This is a genomic window from Pseudomonas sp. J452 (genome assembly GCF_024666525.1).
Classification (GTDB): domain Bacteria; phylum Pseudomonadota; class Gammaproteobacteria; order Pseudomonadales; family Pseudomonadaceae; genus Aquipseudomonas.
This window is the reverse complement of the sequence record NZ_CP088294.1, coordinates 2485428-2504103: the sequence shown is the minus strand read 5'-3', so window position 1 is coordinate 2504103 and position 18676 is coordinate 2485428. Positions and strand designations below refer to the sequence as shown.

Genomic DNA, 18676 nt, shown 5'->3' with positions numbered 1-18676 from the left:
CTAGCTTCAGGGTGACAACACCTCGGCGACCGTCACCGCCAACCATGGGCCGGAGGAGCCACCGCCCAGCGCGGTCCAGTACCAGGCCGAGGTGTCGGTGAAGCTCTGCCCGGCGGCATCCTCGATGTACTCGCACACGCGCAACGCCGGGCCCTGGCCGCTGGCAACGAAGCAGCGCTGCAAGCCGCTGCCCTGCGCACGGCGCTGCAGGCTCATGGCCTGGATGCGATAACCCAGGCCGCGGTAGCAATCCGCCGCCGGGTGCAGCTTGCGCGTCGGCCGAGTGACATGGCGCAGACTGAGCACCTGGGCGCCGGCGCGAAAGCGCGCGATGGCGCCCGGAAACTGCGCGGCGAAGCGCTGCTCGACCGCCGACAGGGCCAGCGGCTGCAGCGACTGCCCGGCGAACTGCTGCGGCCACTCGACGAAACGCTCGAGCGGGCCTGACGCGGACGTCGACAGGCCCAGCAGCGGAGACAGCGCCAGCAGGCCGAAGGCCAGCAGCAACGCACCCTGCAGCAGCGGCGGCAAAGGCCGGTCGGCAGCCGCTGGCGTATGGCGTGGCACAGGCAGCTGCGCTCCGGCACCGGCCGCCGTATAGCGCAGCACCAGGGCGCAGACGCCGACGAACACCAGTAGGCCGGTGCCTTCGTGCATCCACGCCGGCCAGGCCAGGCGCCCGGTTTCCTGCAGCACCAGCAGGCTGTTGCGCAGGATATTGCCAGCCAGCACCAGCACCCCGAGCAGCGGCAGCCGGCGCAGCAACTGGCGATCGGCAAGCCGCAGCCAGGCCGCCGTGGTGAATGCGGTGAAATACGCGACCCAGGCCATCTGGATACCGGAACAGGGCGCATCGACCATCACCAGCTGCCCGGCCACCTCCAGCGTACTGCCCTGGCGCACCACCTCCAGCCCACCGGCGCGCAGCAGCCAGGCACTGACTTCGGCCGTCAGCACCCGCAACGGATAACCGATGAAGAACTGCAGCGAAGACAGCAGCGGCAATGCCAGCAGCCCCAGGCCGCACCAGGCCAGCCACGCCTGCCGCGGCACGCGCACGGCCAGCAGCGCGGCGAACAGGGCCAGCACCGCCAGTACCGCGCGCAGCAACGGCGGCAACCAGGCCTGGCTCAGCAACGCCGCCGCGCTGAGCAACAGCGCCAGCAGCAGGCCGGGCAGGCGCGGCGTGGCCGACAGCTGGTCACGTTCGCGCCACAGCACCAGCAGCAGGGCGGCCAGGGCGACGATGCCGAATGGGTCATCCGAGCCATCGCTCATCCGCCGCAGGCTCCATTGCCACACCGGCCACAGGGCCAGCGCCGGCAACAGCAGCCACGCCCAGCCGGGCAGCTGCAGGCGCCAGGCGGGTCGGTCCAGCGCCAGCACCGACATCACTCAGGCCTGCGCCTGGGCAGCGCGGCGGCGCAGCAACCAGCCCAGACCCAGCGCGGCAATCAGCAGCATGGCCCAGGCGCTCGGCTCCGGCGTACTCGGCACCACGGCTCCAATGGCCTGGTTGCTCACGCCCTGCGGCAACGGCACCGGCTGGTTGACGCTGGTTGCCGCGGCCGGATCGCTATTGCGCACCTGCTGGTCGACGGCAATGAAGGAGGTATAAGGCGTCAGCAGGCTGTATTTCAGGCCCAGATCGAGAATCGCCTGGCTGTGGGCATAGTCGCCTTCGAGGGTTTCCTGATCGGTCAGGCTGGCGACCTTGTGCCGCGCCCACAGATAGGCCAGCGCCTGGTTGTCCGCCTGCGCCTGCTCCGGGCGGATCGCCACCTCGCTGCGATAGACGCCGGCGGCACTGCGCCCCTCGACCTGCACACTGCCACGCGCCTCGCCGCGCCACTTGCCGAACACCACCAGCGGCCGCTGGGCGAACAGGTCCGGCAGCAGCATGGGCTCGACGTCATACACCTCCAGGCCGCTGAAGCGCACCTGCGGGTTGGCCAGCAGCGGGGCGTCGATCATCTGCCGGAAGCGTTCGGCCTGGGCGTCGGCCGACTCGGCATCGAGCACCACGAACGGCTCGCCCTGTCCGGCCCGCGCCAGGCCTTCGATCAACTGGCGGTTGACCGAACTGCCGATACCGAAGGCGAACAGGTTGGCCTTGTCCAGGTTGTTGCGCACCAGGGCGAAGGCCTCGCGCTCGACCGCCACAAAGCCATCGGTGACCACGATGAAACTGCGCGCCCGCTCCGCATCGGCCGGCACACTCAGGGCCTGACGCAGCGCCGGCAACAGCTCGGTGCCGCCACTGCCCATCTGCGTGTCGAGCATGCCCAGGGCCTGCTGGATATTTGCCGCGGTGGCGGGCTGGGACTCGGCGGCGAGCATGCGGCTACTGCCGGAGAACAGCAGCACATTGAAGCTGTCGGCCGGGCGCAAACGGCCGATCAGGCGCTGCAACAGACGCTTGGCGGTATCCAGCGGAAAACCATGCATGGAGCCGGAAATATCCACCACGAAGATGTATTCGCGCGGCACCAGCATCGCGCTTTTCACCGTGGCCGGCGGGGCGATCAGGGCCAGGAAGAAGTTTTCCTCGGCGCCCCTGGAAAGCAGCACGCCGCTCTCGAACTGAGCACTGCTGAGGCGGTAATCGAGGACAAAATCGCGGTTGTTAGCCGGCGCGGCCGCAGCGCCCAGCGCGACCTGCGCCTGACTCGGCGCGCTCTGCTGCACCTCGATGGCATGGCTCGGCGAGTGGATGGCCGTCAGCGGCACGGGCGACTGCAACTCGACCTTGAGCGCAAAACTGTCACGCGCGGCCTCGCCCTGCGCCAGGTAGGGCGTGCTGATCCAGGGCTCGGCCTGATTGCTCTGGCTGCCGGGGGTGCCGTTGTAACGGGGCCCGACCACAGTAGGGAAGACGAAGCGGTAGACGCCATCGCTGGGCAGCAGCAGCTCGGTATAGCGCAGCTCCACATCGACCACATCGCCGGGCAGGATGTTGGCGACATTCATCTGGAATACATTCTCGCGCTGCTGTTCGAGCAGGGCCGCGGTCTTGCCGGCGCTCTTGGCCTGCTGGTACTCGACCTGGGCCTGCTGCTTCTCGCGGATCTGCGCACGCAACTCGCGCTCGCCCAGACGCACGGTCATGCCATACACCGCGGCGCGGGTCGAACCGGGAAACACGTAGCGCGCCTCCAGCGCCCGCGTGCCTTCATTGCGATACTGCTGGATGACCCGCACATCGGCGATCACCCCGAGTACGCGCACGTCCACCCGGGTCGACTTGAGCGGCAGCCGGTCGAGCGCCGGATCGGCGCCATCCAGGGCGAAATAGGGGCTTTCGCCCGCCTCGTCCGCCGCCCAGGCTGGCGCCAGCAGCAACAGACTGAAGCACAGCAGCAGGTGACGGCAGGCGTCCACCCCACTGTCGGCAAGAAACTTGAACATGGCGAAACTCCCCAGGGCTGATGAAAACACCGGGACATGTTCACTGGCGTTTATGGGAGAACTTTGCAGGCTGCGTGGCGTTTGTGTGGAATAGCCGCGCATATACGTGGTGCCCAGCGCAACTACGCTTATCCGGTGAGCCGCCATGCCTGCCTGAAGAGCGCATCGTCGACACTGCCCGTTTTTCTGCCTGGGGGCCGAAGTACCATGCGCCCTCCGCACAGCCTGCGCAGCCGTTTCGCCCTGCTCATCGTGCTCCTGGTCGCGGCGCTCAGCTGACTGCAGGGCACCCTGATCGGCCAGGACGCCAGCCAGCGCATCCGCGAAGAAGTCGGCCGCGACCTGGCCGAAGTCTCGTTCCAGATGGTTGATCGCCTCGATCGCGACATGGCCAGCCGCGCCGACTACCTGCAAGTGCTGGCCAGCCTGCGGGTGCTGCGCAGCCCGGACGCCATCGGCGAAGTCCGCGCCCTGCTCGACCGCCTGCAGCAGGAAATCCCCAGCAGCGCCTGGATCGGCTACACCGATGTCCAGGGCCAGGTACTGGCTTCCAGCAACGGCATCCTCGAAGGCGTCAGCATCGCCCAACGGCCGGTGTAGCTGGAGGGCAGCCAGGGGCTGTTCATTGGTGACGTGCATGAGGCCGTGCCGCTGGCGACCTGCTGCTGCTGCAGGAAGTGGCCAGGCGCCTGCGCACCTGCCTGCGTGACAGCGACCTGGTGGCGCGCCTGGGCGGCGACGAATTCCTGATGATCCTCCAGGTGCCGCAGCACGATGCACAGCAGCAGGCCCGGCAGATTGCCGAACGCACCCTGCAGGCACTGGCCGCGCCGGTGCAACTGGACGGCCAGCAGGCCCAGGTCGGCTGTAGCATCGGCGGCGCACTATGGCCGCTCGACCATGCCGATCTCGGTGCAGCCCTGGAACTGGCCGACCAGGCGCTGTACCGCGCCAAGCATGCCGGCAAGAATCGCGTGGAGTTTCAGCCACAGGTACTGCCTGCGGCCTGAGACAAGTTAATCAGCGCGCAACACGGGCTCCTAGCGGGACCACGGCAAACATAGACCCCTGTCAATTGCCGTTTCCAGCCCTTAAGCCATGCTGACGGGGCATCATTCCTGTCACTTGCCTATGGATGGCAACCCCATGCTCAACTGGCTTCTGCTCTGCGTTCCACTGACCCTGGCGCTGGAATACCTCGCCCCCCCAGCAGCATCTGGCGATTTTCATCGCCGCCGCCATTTCGATAGTGCCGTTGGCCGGCTGGCTGGGCAAAGCCACCGAGCAACTGGCCGAGCGCTGCGGCGAAGGGGTCGGCGGCCTGCTCAACGCCACCTTCGGCAATGCCACCGAACTGATCATCGCCATCGCCGCCCTGCGTGCCGGCCTGCATGACGTGGTCAAGGCCTCGCTGGCCGGCTCGATCATCGGCAACATCCTCCTGGTGCTGGGCGCCGCCATGCTCTGCGGCGGCCTGCGGTTCAAGGAACAGCACTTCAACTCCGAGGGTGCACGGGCCGAAGCCAGCCTGCTGACCCTGGCCGCCATCGCTCTGGTGCTGCCGGCGGTGTACATGATGCGGGCCCACGAAGTGCCGGAGCTACTGGACAAGGTGCAATCCCTGAGCAATTCGATCTCGGTGGCGCTGTTGCTCGTCTATGGCCTGTTCCTCTACTACTCGCTGGTCACCCACAAGGCGCTGTTCGCCGGCAACCGCGACGACAGCGGCGCAGCCGTCGACCTCTGGCCAATGGGCAAGGCCATCGGCGTGCTGACGCTGGCTACCGGTCTGATCGCCTGGGTCAGCGAAATCCTGGTTGGCGCCATAGAGCCCAGCGCCGAGGCTTTCGGTCTGAGCAATATGTTCATCGGCGTGTTCGTCGTGGCGATTCTGGGCAACGCCGCCGAGCACGCCACGGCCATCACCGCCGCCATGAAGAACCGCATGGACCTGGCTCTGTCGATCGCCATCGGCTCCAGCCTGCAGGTGGCGCTGTTCGTCGCCCCGGTACTGGTACTGGCCAGCCTGTGGATCGGCCCGGGACCGATGGATCTGGCCTTCACCGCCGGCCTGACCCTGACCATGCTGCTGGCGGTGCTGATCACCGGCCAGCTGGCCGGCGATGGCCGCTCCGACTGGCTCAAAGGCGTGCAACTGCTGGCCGTCTACCTGGTCTTCGGCACGGCCTTCTTCTTCATTCCCGCCACTGCGGCCCCCTGATCTGCGAGCGCACACCGATGACCAGCGAAGCCCCGCAACCGAACCCCGCCCTGCCCATCATCACCCCGCCGAGCGGCTGGTTGCGCTGGCTGCCGGGCCTGCTGATGCTGAAAAACTATCAACTGGCCTGGCTGCCCAAGGACATCGCCGCCGGCCTGGTGCTGACCACCATGCTGGTGCCGGTGGGCATCGCCTATGCCGAAGCCTCCGGCGTGCCGGGCATCTACGGCCTGTACGCGACCATCGTGCCGCTGCTGGCCTACGCCCTGTTCGGCCCCAGTCGCATCCTGGTGCTCGGCCCGGATTCGGCGCTGGCCGCGCTGATTCTCGCCGTGGTGCTGCCGCTGTCCGGTGGTGACCCGATGCGCGCGGTGATCCTGGCCAGCATGATGGCGGTGGTCGCCGGGCTGACCTGTATCGTCGCCGGCCTACTGCGCCTGGGCTTTATCACCGAACTGCTGTCCAAACCGATCCGCTACGGCTACATGAACGGCATCGCCCTCACCGTGCTGATCAGCCAGGCACCCAAGCTGTTCGGCATCTCCGTCGACGGCGACGGCCCGGCCTGGGATATCTGGCTGCTCGGCCAGGCGCTGCTGGATGGCCAGGCCAACGGGTACAGCTTCGCCGTGGGTGGCGGCACCCTGGCCCTGATCCTCGCCTGCCAGCGCTTCAGGCAGTTGCCGACCATCCTGATTGCCGTGGTGCTGGCCACCGTCGCCGTCGGCCTGTTCGATCTCGACGCCCACGGCGTGAAGGTACTCGGCGAGCTGCCCCAGGGCCTGCCGAGCTTCGCCCTGCCCTGGCTGAGCGGCGTCGACCTGGCGGCCGTGGCGCTCGGTGGCGTGGCGGCCGCGCTGGTGGCCTTCGCCGACACCAGCGTGCTGTCGCGCAGCTATGCCGCGCGCACGCGCAGCTACGTCGACCCCAATCAGGAAATGATCGGCCTCGGTGCGGCCAACCTGATCGGCGGCCTGTTCCAGGGCTTCCCGATCAGCAGCAGCTCCTCGCGCACCCCAGTGGCCGAAGCCGCCGGTTCGCAGACCCAGCTTACCGGCGTGGTCGGCGCCCTCTGCGTGGCCATCCTGCTGCTGGTGGCGCCCAACCTGATGGAGTACCTGCCCAACAGCGCCCTGGCGGCGGTGGTGATCGCTGCCGCCATCGGCCTGTTCGAGTTTGCCGATCTCAAACGCATCTACAAGATCCAGCAGTGGGAGTTCTGGTTGTCGATGACCTGCTTCGCCGGCGTCGCGGCATTTGGCGCCATCCCCGGCATCGGTATCGCCGTGGTGCTGGCGGTGATCGAGTTCCTCTGGGACGGTTGGCGCCCCTACTACGCCGTGCTCGGCCGGGTCGACGGCATCCGTGGCTTCCACGACATCTCCCGGCACCCCGATGCCCGCCAGGTGCCCGGCCTGGTGCTGCTGCGCTGGGACGCTCCGCTGTTCTTCGCCAATGCCGAGCTGTTCCAGCAGAGTGTGCTGCAGACCCTGGCGCAATCGCCCACCCGTGTGCGCCGCCTGGTGGTGGCGGCCGAGCCGGTGACCAGCATCGACGTGACCTCAGCCGACATGCTCAGCGAACTGGGCCAGACGCTGGCCACTGCCGGCATCGACTTCCACCTGGCCGAGGTCAAGGGGCCGGTGAAGGACAAGCTGCGCCGTTTCGGCCTGCTCAAGCCGGAGGAGGAGCAGCGCATCCATCCCACCATCGGTGCCGCCGTCGATGCCTACCTGGCCGATTACCAGGTCGACTGGACGCCCTGAGTAGCTACTGAATAGCTCTTGCGTAGGGCGCAGGCAGGCAATGCCTGCACCACCATCAGTTGGCTGCTACGGTCTGGCGCACCTGGGCTTCCAGCTCGACCTTGAGCGCCGGATCTAGCTTGAGCTGGCGGGCCAGCTCTTCCAGGTAGGCGCGCTCCATGAAGTGCTCCTCGTCGACCATCAGCACGCTGGCGATGTACATCTCCGCGGCCATTTCCGGGGTGCTGGCGGCACGCGCCACTTCGGCCGGATCGAGCGGTTTGTTCAGCTCGGCATCCAGCCAGCGCATCAGCTGCGGATCACCCGAGAGTTGGCCGATCTGCTCTTCGATCAGCTGACGCTCCCTGGCATCGACATGACCGTCGGCCTTGGCCGCCGCCACCAGCGCCTTGAGGATGGCCTGGCTGTGCAGCTCGACCTGCGGCGCCGGCAGGCGATCCACGGTTTGTGGCTCATGCAGCGGCTGCGGCGCACCGCCCTGCTGTTGCTGGGTCTGCCAGTTGCCATAGGCCTTGTAGGCGATTGCTCCGAGGGCGGCCAGGCCACCGTAGGTAATCACCTGGCTGCCGACCTTGCGCGCACTCTTGTTGCCCAGCAACAGGGCCAGCGCGCCGGCGGCCAGCGCGCCACCACCGGCACCCTTGAGCAGGGTGCCGAGATCACTGCCGCCCTGCCCGCCTTTGCCGGCACTTTTGCCAGCGCCGAGCAGGCCACCCAGCGCATCGCCCAGGCCGCCGGCAGATGAGCTGCCGGACTTCTGTTGCAGCAGATCCTGGCCGGATTTCAGCAGTTGATCGAGCAAACCGCGGGTATTCATAAGCATCTCCTGTGAGTTATTGCCGTTCCTGGCTACTGACCGATTCTAACCAGACGGGTTACCAGGCGGCGGCCTGCAGAGTGCTTCGAGATATTGCGACCGGGCGGCGCCACGCCACCCGCCCAGCGCCCACAGGGGATTGCCCTTTAATTTCGATAAAAAAGAAGGCTTTCCTCCATTATCGACAAACCATAATGCTGACAGCCCCGCGCCGCCCCGGATGCCTAACCATGATGACCCTGCGCCAGATCCGCCATTTCATCGCCGTCGCCGAGACCGGCTCGATTTCCGCCGCCGCCCAGGCGGTGTTCATCTCCCAGTCGACCCTGACCCTGGCCATCCAGCAACTGGAAGAGGAAATCGGCGTCAGCCTGTTCAACCGCCACGCCAAGGGCATGAGCCTGACCCACCAGGGCCACCAGTTCCTGCGCCAGGCGCACCTGATCCTGGCCACCGTGGACAACGCCAAGCGCAGCCTGCAGCAGAGTACCGACCAGGTGGCCGGCAGCCTGACCATAGGCGTGACCAGCCTGGTCGCCGGCTACTACCTGGCCGACCTGATCACCCGCTTCCAGCGCGCCTACCCCAATGTGCAGACCCGCGTGGTCGAGGATGAGCGACCTTATATCGAGCACCTGCTGGTCAGCGGCGAGATCGATGTCGGTGTGCTGATCCTGTCCAACCTGGAAGACCGCCACGCCCTGCAGACCGAAGTCCTGACCCACTCGCCGCACCGTCTGTGGCTGCCGGCACGGCATCCGCTGCTGGAGCGCGACAGCATCAGCCTGGCCGACGTAGCCAGCGAGCCGCTGATCCAGCTCAACGCCGACGAAATGGGCCTGCACACCCAACGCATCTGGGGCCGTGCCGGCATGACACCGACCATCACCCTGCGCACCGCTTCGGTGGAGGCGGTGCGCAGCCTGGTCGCGGCCGGCCTTGGATTGTCGATCCAGCCGGACATGACCTACCGCCCCTGGTCGCTGGAAGGCGACATCATCGAGGCCTTGCCGCTGGCCGACCTGAGCGAGCCGCTGGACGTCGGCCTGGCTTGGCGCCGAGGCACGGCGCGGCCTGCACTGGTCGACCCGTTCCTCTCGGTGGCGCGCGAACAGCCGCATAACCGCAAGGTTTCGATTTAATCGAACGCTGCTTTCAATATTTAGAATTTGTCGACCTCTGTGCCGAGGCCTAGTCTCAGGCTTCTATAGATGCAGAGGTTCCACGCCACACTGGAGCCGTCATGCAGGCAGAAAGCAAAAGAAGAAGCCAGAAGATGTCCGAGCCCACCCTGTACAGCGCATTGCTGATCGACGGCCAGTTGGTCGCCGGGGAAGGTCTGGCCGAAGCCATCATCAATCCGGCCAGCGGCGAAGTGCTCACCACCATCGCCGAAGCCTCGCTAGAACAGCTGGAAGCCGCCGTGCAGGCCGCCCACCGTGCCTTCGCCGGCTGGTCACGGACTACCCCGGCGCAGCGCGCCACCGCGTTGTTGGCCATCGCCGACGCCATCGAGCAGAACGCCGAACAACTCGCCCGCCTGGAATCGCTGAACTGCGGCAAGCCGCTGCACCTGGCGCGCCAGGACGACATTCCCGCCACCGCCGATGTATTCCGCTTCTTCGCCGGCGCCGTGCGCTGCCAGCAGGGCCAGCTGGCCGGCGAATACGTGCCCGGCCACACCAGCATGGTGCGCCGTGACCCGGTCGGCGTGGTTGCCTCCATCGCACCGTGGAACTACCCGCTGATGATGGCGGCGTGGAAAATCGCCCCGGCCCTGGCGGCCGGCAACACGCTGATCTTCAAACCCTCGGAACACACGCCGCTGTCGATCCTGGCACTGGCCCCGGCGCTGGCGCAGATCCTTCCGCCGGGCGTGCTGAACATCGTCTGTGGCGGCGGCGAAGGCGTCGGCAGCCAACTGGTCGGCCACCCGCGCATCCGCATGGTGTCGCTGACCGGCGATATCGTCACCGGGCAGAAGATCCTGCAAAGCGCCGCGCGCACCCTGAAACGCACGCACCTGGAACTGGGCGGCAAGGCGCCGGTGATCGTCTGCAGTGACGCCGACCTCGACGCCGTGATCCAGGGCATCCGCACCCACGGCTACTACAACGCGGGCCAGGACTGCACCGCGGCCTGCCGCATCTATGCCCAAGCCGGTATCCACGACCGCCTGGTCGCGGAGCTGGGTGACGCCGTGGCGAGCATCCGCTTCGCCCGCAAGAAGGACAGCGACAACGAGATCGGCCCGCTGATCAGCGCCCGCCAGCGCGACCGCGTGGCCAGTTTCGTCGAGCGTGCCCTCGGCCAGCCGCATATCGAGCGGGTCACCGGCGCCGCCGTGCATTCCGGGGCCGGCTTCTATTACCAGCCAACCCTGCTGGCCGGCTGCAAGCAGAGCGACGAGATCGTCCAGCGCGAAGTGTTCGGCCCGGTGGTCACCGTCACCCGTTTCGACCAGTTGAGCCAGGCTGTGGACTGGGCCAACGACTCCGAGTACGGCCTGGCCAGCTCGGTGTGGACGCAGAACCTGGACAAAGCCATGCAGGTCGCCGCGCGCCTGCAATACGGCTGCACCTGGATCAACACCCATTTCATGCTGGCCAGCGAAATGCCCCACGGCGGCCTCAAGCGCTCCGGCTACGGCAAGGACCTGTCCAGCGACTCCTTGCAGGATTACAGCGTGGTACGCCACATCATGGCGCGCCACGGACAACAACTAGACTGAGTGACACCACCGGCTCGGCAGCCGTATCGCCGAACGACATTCAACTGCCCCTGATAAAGCTCACAAGAAGAGGGAAATCCGATGTCCGCGCACAAAACCGCAGCGCTCAGCGCGCTGGCCACCGCACTGTTCACCGCCGGCGCCGCCCAGGCCGCCGAACCACTCAAGGCCCTCGGCGCCGCCGAAGGCCAGCTCGACATCATCGCCTGGCCCGGCTACATCGAGCGCGGCGAGACCGACAAGAACTACGACTGGGTGACCCAGTTCGAGAAGGACAGCGGTTGCAAGGTCAACGTCAAGACCGCCGCCACCTCCGACGAGATGGTCAGCCTGATGGCCAAGGGCGGCTACGACCTGGTCACCGCCTCCGGCGATGCCTCGCTGCGCCTGATTGCCGGCAAGCGCGTGCAGCCGGTCAATATCGACCTGATCCCCAGTTGGAAGAACGTCGACAGCCGCCTGCAGAACTCGCCCTGGCATGTGGTCGACGGCCAGCACTACGGCACCCCGTACCAGTGGGGGCCGAACGTGCTGATGTATAGCACCACGCTGTTCAAGGAAGCGCCGACCAGCTGGAAAGTGCTGTTCGAGGAGCAGACCCTGGCCGACGGCAAGGGCAACAAAGGCCGCGTGCAGGCCTACGATGGCCCGATCTACATTGCCGACGCCGCCCTGTACCTGAAGGCGACCAAGCCGGAACTGGGTATCAGCGATCCCTACCTGCTCGACGAGACCCAGTACGCCGCCGTGCTGGAAGTGCTGCGCGCCCAGCAGCCGCTGATCCACCGCTACTGGCACGACGTCACCGTGCAGATGAACGACTTCAAGAACGAAGGCGTGGTCGCCTCCGGCGCCTGGCCGTATCAGGTCAACGCGCTGCAACTGGAGAAACAGCCGATCGCCTCCACCGTACCGGTCGAAGGCGCCACCGGCTGGGCCGACACCACCATGCTGCACGCCGAGGCCAAGCACCCGGTGTGTGCCTACAAGTGGATGGACTGGTCGCTGCAGCCCAAGCTGCAGGGTGACCTGGCCGCCTGGTTCGGCTCGGTGCCGGCCGTGCCGGCGGCCTGCAAGGACAACGCCCTGCTCGGCGCCGAAGGCTGCAAGACCAACGGCTTCGACAACTTCGAGAAGATCGCCTTCTGGAAAACCCCGCAGGCCGAGGGTGGCAAGTACGTGCCCTATAGCCGCTGGACCCAGGACTACATCGCCATCATGGGCGGTCGTTAACAGCACCCTAGCGGTGAACACCGTGTAGGGCGGGTGCAACCCGCGTCATCGCAGTCGCGGGTTGCACCCGCCCTACGCAGGCCCACGAAACTCGTAGGGTGGACGACGCCTTTTTCGTCCACCACCCGGCTGTTCGAGGCGCCTTTATCTGTAGGAGCCAGCTTGCTGGCGATGCTTTTCCCGAGTGCAAGAGCGGATCGCCAGCAAGCTGGCTCCTACAGCGCGGGTGATGAGCGGCACAGCCTGACTCATCCTGCGCAGCCACCGTTTTCACCGTTGTACATCCACCACCGACTCTCCCGTCTTGTGTCGGCAAACCCAACCCGGGCGAGACGGTGGTGGATGGCTTATATCCTGGAGCGTTTGTTATGACCCTTGCAGTGCAATTTACCGATGTGTCCCGCGCGTTCGGCGACGTCAAAGCCGTCGACCGGGTGTCCATCGACATCCAGGATGGCGAATTCTTTTCCATGCTCGGCCCTTCCGGCTCGGGCAAAACCACCTGCCTGCGCCTGATCGCCGGCTTCGAGCAGCCCAGTGCTGGCTCCATTCGTATTCATGGCGTGGAGGCCGCGGGCCTGCCGCCCTACCGGCGCGACGTCAACACGGTGTTCCAGGATTACGCCCTGTTCCCGCACATGAACGTGCTGGAAAACGTCGCCTACGGCCTCAAGGTAAAGGGCGTTGGCAAGTCCGAACGCCTGGCCCGCGCCGAGGAAGCCCTGGGCATGGTCGCCCTCGGCAGCTACGGCGTGCGCAAACCGGCGCAACTGTCCGGCGGCCAGCGTCAGCGCGTGGCCCTGGCCCGCGCCCTGGTCAACCGGCCACGGGTGCTGCTGCTCGATGAGCCACTCGGTGCCCTCGACCTCAAGCTACGTGAACAAATGCAGAGCGAGCTGAAGAAGCTGCAGCGCCAGCTCGGCATCACCTTCATCTTCGTTACCCACGACCAGAGCGAAGCGCTGTCCATGTCGGACCGCGTGGCGGTGTTCAACAAGGGCCGCATCGAGCAGGTCGACACCCCGCGCAACCTGTACATGAAGCCGGCCACCCCCTTCGTGGCCGAGTTCGTCGGCACCAGCAACGTGCTCAAGGGCGAGCTGGCCGCGCAGATCAACGGCTCACCGCTGCCGGTGTCGATCCGTCCGGAGCACACCCGCCTGGGCAATGGCGAAGCGCTGGGCAGCGACGAAGTGGAAGTCAGCGGTCTGCTGCACGACATCCAGTACCAGGGCGCTTCGACCCGTTTCGAGATCCAGCTGGAGAACGGCCAGAACTTCTGCGTCAGCCAGGCCAACAACCAATGGCAGCTGGGCGATGCGCCAGTGCAACCGGGCCAGCGGGTCAGCGCGCGCTGGGCGCGTGGCGCCATGGTCGGCCTGCGCGAGGACGTGTGAGATGAACCAGTCCCTCGCCCTCGACCACAGCGGCGGCGGCCTGATGCGCCGGCTGTCCGACCTGCTCTACCGCAAGCCGACGCTGTACCTGTCGATGCTGCTGATTCCGCCGCTGCTGTGGTTTGGCGCGGTCTACCTGGGCTCGCTGCTGACCCTGCTGTGGCAAGGTTTCTACACCTTCGACGATTTCAGCATGACGGTCACCCCGGACCTCACGCTGGCCAACTTCGCCGCACTGTTCCAGGCGGCCAACTTCGACATCATCCTGCGCACCGTCGGCATGGCGGTGGCGGTGTCGATCGCCAGCGGCCTGATCGCCTTCCCCATCGCCTATTACATGGCGCGCTACACCACGGGCAAGACCAAGGCGTTCTTCTACATCGCGGTGATGCTGCCGATGTGGGCCAGCTACATCGTCAAGGCCTATGCCTGGACCCTGTTGCTGGCCAAGGGCGGGGTGGCCATGTGGTTCATCCAGGCGCTGCATCTGCAGCCGCTGCTGGAGCTGATCCTCGGTATCCCCGGCGTGGGCGGCAACACCCTGTCGACCTCGCACCTGGGACGCTTCCTGGTGTTCGTCTACATCTGGCTGCCGTTCATGATCCTGCCGATCCAGGCTTCGCTGGAACGCCTGCCGCCGTCGCTGTTGCAGGCTTCCGCCGATCTTGGCGCCAAACCCCGGCAGACCTTTATGCAGGTGATCCTGCCGCTGTCGATCCCGGGCATCGCCGCCGGCTCGATCTTCACCTTCAGCCTGACCCTCGGCGACTTCATCGTGCCGCAGCTGGTGGGGCCGCCCGGCTTCTTCATCGGCAACATGGTGTATTCCCAGCAGGGCTCGATCGGCAACATGCCGATGGCCGCCGCCTTCACCCTGGTACCGATCGTGCTGATCGCCATCTACCTGTCCATCGTCAAACGTCTGGGGGCCTTCGATGCGCTCTAAAGCCGATAAGCATGGGGATCAAGCCTCCTGGGGCCTGAAACTGGCCGCCTGGGGCGGGTTGCTGTTCCTGCACTTCCCGATCCTGATCATCTTCATGTACGCCTTCAACACCGAGAGCGCGGGCTTCAGCTTTCCGCCGCAGGGCTTCACCCTGCACTGGTTCAGCGTGGCCCTGGCGCGCCCGGATGTGCTCGAGGCGATCAAGCTGTCAGCGCAGATCGCCGCGCTGGCCACGGTGGTGGCGATGATTCTCGGCACCCTGGCCGCCGCCGCGCTGTACCGCCGCGACTTCTTCGGCAAGGAAAGCATCTCCATGCTGCTGATCCTGCCGATCGCCCTGCCCGGCATCATCACCGGCCTGGCGCTGCTGGCGGCGTTCAAGAGTTTCGGTATCGAGCCGGGCTTCCTGACCATCGTCATCGGCCATGCGACCTTCTGCGTGGTGATCGTCTACAACAACGTCATCGCGCGCTTTCGCCGCACCAGCCACAGCCTGATCGAGGCGAGCATGGACCTGGGCGCCGACGGCTGGCAGACCTTCCGCTACATCGTTCTGCCCAACCTCGGCTCGGCCCTGCTGGCCGGCGGCATGCTGGCCTTCGCCTTGTCGTTCGACGAGATCATCGTCACCACCTTCACCGCCGGCCACGAACGCACCCTGCCGCTGTGGCTGCTCAACCAGCTGTCACGCCCGCGCGATGTGCCGGTGACCAACGTGGTGGCGATGCTGGTAATGATCGTGACCATGCTGCCGATCCTCGGTGCCTACTACCTGACCAAGGGTGGCGAAGGCGTGGCCGGCAGCGGCAAGTAAGAACCTGTTTAGGATTTTTTGAGCTAGAGCCAGGCAAGGCGAAATTGGGCGAGGACGCGCAGTTTACGGACTGTAAATGAGCAGTCCGAGGCCAATTTCAACGCGGCATGGCCGACGATCAAGAGATCCGATACAGGCTCTAAGGCTTTCCTCCCCTCTCCCGCTTACGGGAGAGGGGCCGGGGGAGAGGGCCAGACGCCCGCCCCGCCACCTTCCTGCAAACCCGATAACGAGGTTTAAGCGATGCAAAGCAAACTGCTGATCAATGGCGAACTGGTCGACGGCCTCGGCGCCGCGCAGCCGGTGCTCAACCCGTCCCTGGGCACGGTGCTGGTACAGATTCCGGAAGCCACTCCGGAACAGATCGACGCCGCCGTGCGCGCCGCCGATGCTGCCTTCGACAGCTGGTCGCAGACCACTCCGGGCCAGCGCTCCGCCCTGCTGCTGGCCCTGGCCGACGCCATCGACGCCAATGCCGACGAGCTGGCCCGCCTGGAGTCGCAGAACTGCGGCAAGCCCTACAGCGCCGCGCGCAATGACGAGCTACCGGCGATCGCCGACGTGTTCCGCTTCTTCGCCGGTGCCGCGCGCTGCCTGCAAGGCTCGGCCGCCGGCGAGTACCTGCCCGGCCACACCTCGATGATCCGCCGCGACCCGATCGGCGTGATCGCCTCCATCGCGCCGTGGAACTACCCGCTGATGATGGCCGCCTGGAAGCTGGCCCCGGCCCTGGCCGCCGGCAACTGCGTGGTGCTCAAGCCCTCCGAGCAGACCCCGCTGACCGCCCTGCGCCTGGGCCAGCTGATCGCCGGGATCTTCCCCGCTGGCGTGGTCAACATCGTCTTCGGCCGCGGTGCCAGCGTCGGCGAGCCGCTGGTTACCCATCCCAAGGTACGCATGGTGTCGCTGACCGGCTCCATCCCCACCGGCGCCAATATCATCGCCAGTACGGCGGCCAGCGTGAAACGCATGCATATGGAGCTGGGCGGCAAGGCCCCGGTGATCATCTTCAACGACGCCGACATCGACGCCGCCGTGGAAGGCATCCGCACCTTCGGCTTCTACAACGCCGGCCAGGACTGCACCGCCGCCTGCCGCATCTATGCGCAGAAAGGCGTTTACGAGAAGTTCGTCGCCGCCCTCGGCGCCGCCGTCGGTTCGATCAAGCACGGCCTGCAGGACGACGCCAGCACCGAGCTCGGCCCGCTGATCACCGAGGTGCATCGCCAGCGCGTGGCCGGCTTCGTCGAGCGCGCCAGCGCCGTTTCGCACATCGAAGTGGTCACCGGCGGCAAGGCCCCGGCCGGCAACGGCTTCTTCTTCCTGCCGACGGTACTGGCCGGCGCTCTGCAAACCGATGAAATCGTCTGCCGCGAAGTGTTCGGCCCGGTGGTCTCGGTCACCCCGTTCGACGACGAGGCGCAGGCCCTGGCCTGGGCCAACGCCTCCGACTACGGCCTGGCCTCCTCGGTGTGGACCAGCGACGTCGGCCGCGCCCACCGCATGGCCGCGCGCCTGCAGTACGGCTGCACCTGGGTCAACACCCACTTCATGCTGGTCAGCGAAATGCCCCACGGCGGCGTGAAGCTGTCCGGCTACGGCAAGGACATGTCGATGTACGGCCTGGAGGATTACACCGCCATCCGCCACGTCATGTTCAAGCATTGATCTGAACGCCGCGCGCTTGTCCGGGCGTTGTTGGCCAGAACCTCGGAATGCTCATGTACTCCAGTACATTGCGCTTTCTCGGCTCTGGCCGCCTAGCCCGGCCGGCGCGCGCGACGCCCAGATCGCTCCGATGTTTTCCAACCGGTTTCGTTACAACAACACAGCTGGAGCAATAACAATGAAAAATGCCCTGCGCAGTATCGCCTTCCTCACTCTCGGCGCGCTCGCCGGCCTGGCCCAGGCGGCGGATGACGCCAAGGCCATCGTCGACGGCTACATGGCCGCCTGGAACGCCCACGACGCCAACCAGGCCGGGGAATTTCTCGCCGAAGACGCCGAGTATTACGACGTCACCGTCGGCACCGCGCAGAAAGGCCGCGCCGCCGCCCGCGACAACGTGATCAAGGTGTTCGTCGGGGCGATCCCCGACCTGAAGTGGGAGATGACCGGCGCGCCCATCGTCAGCGCCGACGGCATCGCCTTCCAGTGGGTTTTCAGCGGCACCAACACGGGTGCCTGGAGCGCGGAAACCCCGGCGACCGGCAAGCCGGTGAAGTTCGAAGGGGTCAGTTTCATCCGCATCAAGGACGGCAAGATCGCCTACCAGGGTGATTACTACGACGCCCTCGGCTTCAACAAACAGCTCGGCTGGTAAGCCTCCGCTGCAGCCAACAACCCCGGCCACGTGCCGGGGTTGTGCGTTTATGGCGGATATTTCGGCGATCCGCGGCGAAAGGTTGTGCAAAAAGTGGCCAGCGTCACAGTGTGGGCCTAGGCGCTAGCAACCCTGCGCCGATAGGATGACGGCATAACGATAAACGGCGGCCATCCCGGCCAGCCAATAAGCCAGAAGCCCCCGTCACCATGCCCGAACAGCCCTTCCGCTGTGCCAATGTGCTGCGCCGTGCACTGCTCTGCGCCAGCAGTCTGCTGCTGTGCCTGGGCGGCAACCTGAGTAAGGCCGATATCGCCCCGACGGCCCTCGGCGAAGCGCTGCGCGATGCCCGCCTGAGCAGCTGGCAGATCCTCCTGCAACAGCCGGGTAGCCAGGATGAGTTGGCAACCCTGGAAACGGTCAACCGCTTCATCAACCGCAGCGTCGTGCATGACGAAGATACAGAGGTCTGGGGCGCAGCCGACTATTGGGCGACCCCGCTGGAAACCCTCAGCCGCGGCCGCGGCGATTGCGAAGACTTCGCCATCGCCAAGTACTTCAGCCTGGTGCGCATGGGCGTGCCCAGCGCGAAACTGCGCCTGACCTTCGTCAAGGCCCAGCAGTTCAACCGCGCGCATATGGTGCTGGCCTATTACCCCAGTCCGAGCGCCGAGCCGCTGATCCTCGACAACCTGCAACAGCAGATCCGCCCGGCCAGCCAACGCCGCGATCTGCTGCCGGTGTACGCCTTCAACAACCACGGGATCTTTCTCGGCAGCGCGCCGCAGCGCCAGTCGAAACAGTCGCCGCAGCTGTTGTCGCGCTGGCAGGACGTTAGCGCACGAACTCTGGCCGAAGGCTCAGCGGCGCAAGCTCCGCAGGGTTAAACAGCGCACTCGGCCAGCCAGCCCCGCGCACATCGGCAGATCACTCTGTCGGCAGGCGGGTGCCGGGCAATTGCGCCGGGGCAATGGGGCAGGCATCATCGGGACAAGGTTTATGTACGGCAGCGGCCATATC

Annotated in this window: 16 protein-coding genes; 13 read left to right on the top strand and 3 right to left on the bottom strand. The window is 66.2% G+C overall.

The features are described from left to right. Positions 1 to 6: 6 nt before the first annotated feature. Both xrtQ and LRS11_RS11380 read right to left on the bottom strand, forming a co-directional pair. Positions 7 to 1392, bottom strand: coding sequence for an exosortase Q (xrtQ, locus tag LRS11_RS11385; RefSeq protein WP_260493110.1), 1386 nt, complete (start codon positions 1390 to 1392; stop codon positions 7 to 9). 3 nt (positions 1393 to 1395) lie between these two features. After that, positions 1396 to 3408 (bottom strand): VIT domain-containing protein, encoded by a 2013-nt coding sequence (locus tag LRS11_RS11380; protein WP_260493109.1) that lies wholly within the window; start codon positions 3406 to 3408, stop codon positions 1396 to 1398. A gap of 363 nt (positions 3409 to 3771) precedes the next feature. On the opposite strand from LRS11_RS11380, the gene LRS11_RS11375 reads away from it, so the two are divergent. The 4 genes from LRS11_RS11375 to LRS11_RS11360 all read left to right on the top strand — a co-directional run bounded on the left by LRS11_RS11375 (position 3772) and on the right by LRS11_RS11360 (position 7395). Further along, positions 3772 to 4008, top strand: a complete 237-nt coding sequence (locus tag LRS11_RS11375; RefSeq protein WP_260493108.1) for a hypothetical protein — start codon at positions 3772 to 3774, stop codon at positions 4006 to 4008. Positions 4009 to 4085: 77 nt separating this feature from the next. Continuing rightward, a complete protein-coding gene (locus LRS11_RS11370) occupies positions 4086 to 4418 on the top strand; it encodes a GGDEF domain-containing protein (protein WP_260493107.1) in 333 nt (110 codons plus the stop codon). A gap of 245 nt (positions 4419 to 4663) precedes the next feature. Further along, positions 4664 to 5629, top strand: coding sequence for a calcium/proton exchanger (gene cax / locus LRS11_RS11365; RefSeq protein WP_260493106.1), 966 nt, complete (start codon positions 4664 to 4666; stop codon positions 5627 to 5629). A 17-nt stretch (positions 5630 to 5646) separates the two neighbouring features. Continuing rightward, complete coding sequence (locus tag LRS11_RS11360; RefSeq protein WP_260493105.1) at positions 5647 to 7395, top strand: SulP family inorganic anion transporter; 1749 nt, start codon at positions 5647 to 5649, stop codon at positions 7393 to 7395. A 55-nt stretch (positions 7396 to 7450) separates the two neighbouring features. Here LRS11_RS11360 and LRS11_RS11355 read toward each other — a convergent pair whose 3' ends face one another. After that, positions 7451 to 8212, bottom strand: a complete 762-nt coding sequence (locus LRS11_RS11355; protein WP_260493104.1) for a tellurite resistance TerB family protein — start codon at positions 8210 to 8212, stop codon at positions 7451 to 7453. 230 nt (positions 8213 to 8442) lie between these two features. On the opposite strand from LRS11_RS11355, the gene LRS11_RS11350 reads away from it, so the two are divergent. The 9 genes from LRS11_RS11350 to LRS11_RS11310 all read left to right on the top strand — a co-directional run bounded on the left by LRS11_RS11350 (position 8443) and on the right by LRS11_RS11310 (position 18543). After that, positions 8443 to 9354: a LysR family transcriptional regulator gene (locus LRS11_RS11350; RefSeq protein WP_260493103.1), complete on the top strand. Its 912-nt coding sequence runs from the start codon at positions 8443 to 8445 to the stop codon at positions 9352 to 9354. A gap of 134 nt (positions 9355 to 9488) precedes the next feature. Further along, positions 9489 to 10943, top strand: a complete 1455-nt coding sequence (locus LRS11_RS11345; protein WP_409519728.1) for a gamma-aminobutyraldehyde dehydrogenase — start codon at positions 9489 to 9491, stop codon at positions 10941 to 10943. Positions 10944 to 11024: 81 nt separating this feature from the next. Continuing rightward, positions 11025 to 12176 carry a putative ABC transporter substrate-binding protein YdcS gene (gene ydcS, locus LRS11_RS11340; protein ID WP_260493101.1) on the top strand — a complete coding sequence of 384 codons (1152 nt, stop codon included), beginning with the start codon at positions 11025 to 11027 and terminating at the stop codon, positions 12174 to 12176. Positions 12177 to 12544: 368 nt separating this feature from the next. Further along, positions 12545 to 13573, top strand: a complete 1029-nt coding sequence (locus tag LRS11_RS11335; RefSeq protein WP_260493100.1) for an ABC transporter ATP-binding protein — start codon at positions 12545 to 12547, stop codon at positions 13571 to 13573. Between the two features lies 1 nt (position 13574). Next, a complete protein-coding gene (locus tag LRS11_RS11330; protein ID WP_260493099.1) occupies positions 13575 to 14519 on the top strand; it encodes an ABC transporter permease in 945 nt (314 codons plus the stop codon). Continuing rightward, the gene (locus LRS11_RS11325) at positions 14509 to 15333 is read left to right on the top strand and encodes an ABC transporter permease (RefSeq protein WP_260493098.1); all 825 of its coding nucleotides are present in this window, start codon (positions 14509 to 14511) and stop codon (positions 15331 to 15333) included. The genes LRS11_RS11330 and LRS11_RS11325 overlap by 11 nt, the downstream gene beginning before the upstream one ends. A gap of 243 nt (positions 15334 to 15576) precedes the next feature. Then, complete coding sequence (locus tag LRS11_RS11320) at positions 15577 to 17001, top strand: gamma-aminobutyraldehyde dehydrogenase (protein WP_260493097.1); 1425 nt, start codon at positions 15577 to 15579, stop codon at positions 16999 to 17001. 178 nt (positions 17002 to 17179) lie between these two features. Beyond that, positions 17180 to 17656 carry an ester cyclase gene (locus LRS11_RS11315; RefSeq protein WP_260493096.1) on the top strand — a complete coding sequence of 159 codons (477 nt, stop codon included), beginning with the start codon at positions 17180 to 17182 and terminating at the stop codon, positions 17654 to 17656. 209 nt (positions 17657 to 17865) lie between these two features. Further along, complete coding sequence (locus LRS11_RS11310; protein WP_260493095.1) at positions 17866 to 18543, top strand: transglutaminase-like cysteine peptidase; 678 nt, start codon at positions 17866 to 17868, stop codon at positions 18541 to 18543. Positions 18544 to 18676 lie beyond the last annotated feature (133 nt).

Coding starts and splice junctions, on each gene's coding strand:
- xrtQ (WP_260493110.1), bottom strand. CDS start 1,392: ATGTCGGTGCTGGCGCTGGACCGACCCGCCTGGCGCCTGCAGCTGCCC.
- LRS11_RS11380 (WP_260493109.1), bottom strand. CDS start 3,408: ATGTTCAAGTTTCTTGCCGACAGTGGGGTGGACGCCTGCCGTCACCTG.
- LRS11_RS11375 (WP_260493108.1), top strand. CDS start 3,772: ATGGTTGATCGCCTCGATCGCGACATGGCCAGCCGCGCCGACTACCTG.
- LRS11_RS11360 (WP_260493105.1), top strand. CDS start 5,647: ATGACCAGCGAAGCCCCGCAACCGAACCCCGCCCTGCCCATCATCACC.
- LRS11_RS11355 (WP_260493104.1), bottom strand. CDS start 8,212: ATGAATACCCGCGGTTTGCTCGATCAACTGCTGAAATCCGGCCAGGAT.
- LRS11_RS11350 (WP_260493103.1), top strand. CDS start 8,443: ATGATGACCCTGCGCCAGATCCGCCATTTCATCGCCGTCGCCGAGACC.
- LRS11_RS11345 (WP_409519728.1), top strand. CDS start 9,489: ATGTCCGAGCCCACCCTGTACAGCGCATTGCTGATCGACGGCCAGTTG.
- ydcS (WP_260493101.1), top strand. CDS start 11,025: ATGTCCGCGCACAAAACCGCAGCGCTCAGCGCGCTGGCCACCGCACTG.
- LRS11_RS11335 (WP_260493100.1), top strand. CDS start 12,545: ATGACCCTTGCAGTGCAATTTACCGATGTGTCCCGCGCGTTCGGCGAC.
- LRS11_RS11330 (WP_260493099.1), top strand. CDS start 13,575: ATGAACCAGTCCCTCGCCCTCGACCACAGCGGCGGCGGCCTGATGCGC.
- LRS11_RS11325 (WP_260493098.1), top strand. CDS start 14,509: ATGCGCTCTAAAGCCGATAAGCATGGGGATCAAGCCTCCTGGGGCCTG.
- LRS11_RS11320 (WP_260493097.1), top strand. CDS start 15,577: ATGCAAAGCAAACTGCTGATCAATGGCGAACTGGTCGACGGCCTCGGC.
- LRS11_RS11315 (WP_260493096.1), top strand. CDS start 17,180: ATGAAAAATGCCCTGCGCAGTATCGCCTTCCTCACTCTCGGCGCGCTC.
- LRS11_RS11310 (WP_260493095.1), top strand. CDS start 17,866: ATGCCCGAACAGCCCTTCCGCTGTGCCAATGTGCTGCGCCGTGCACTG.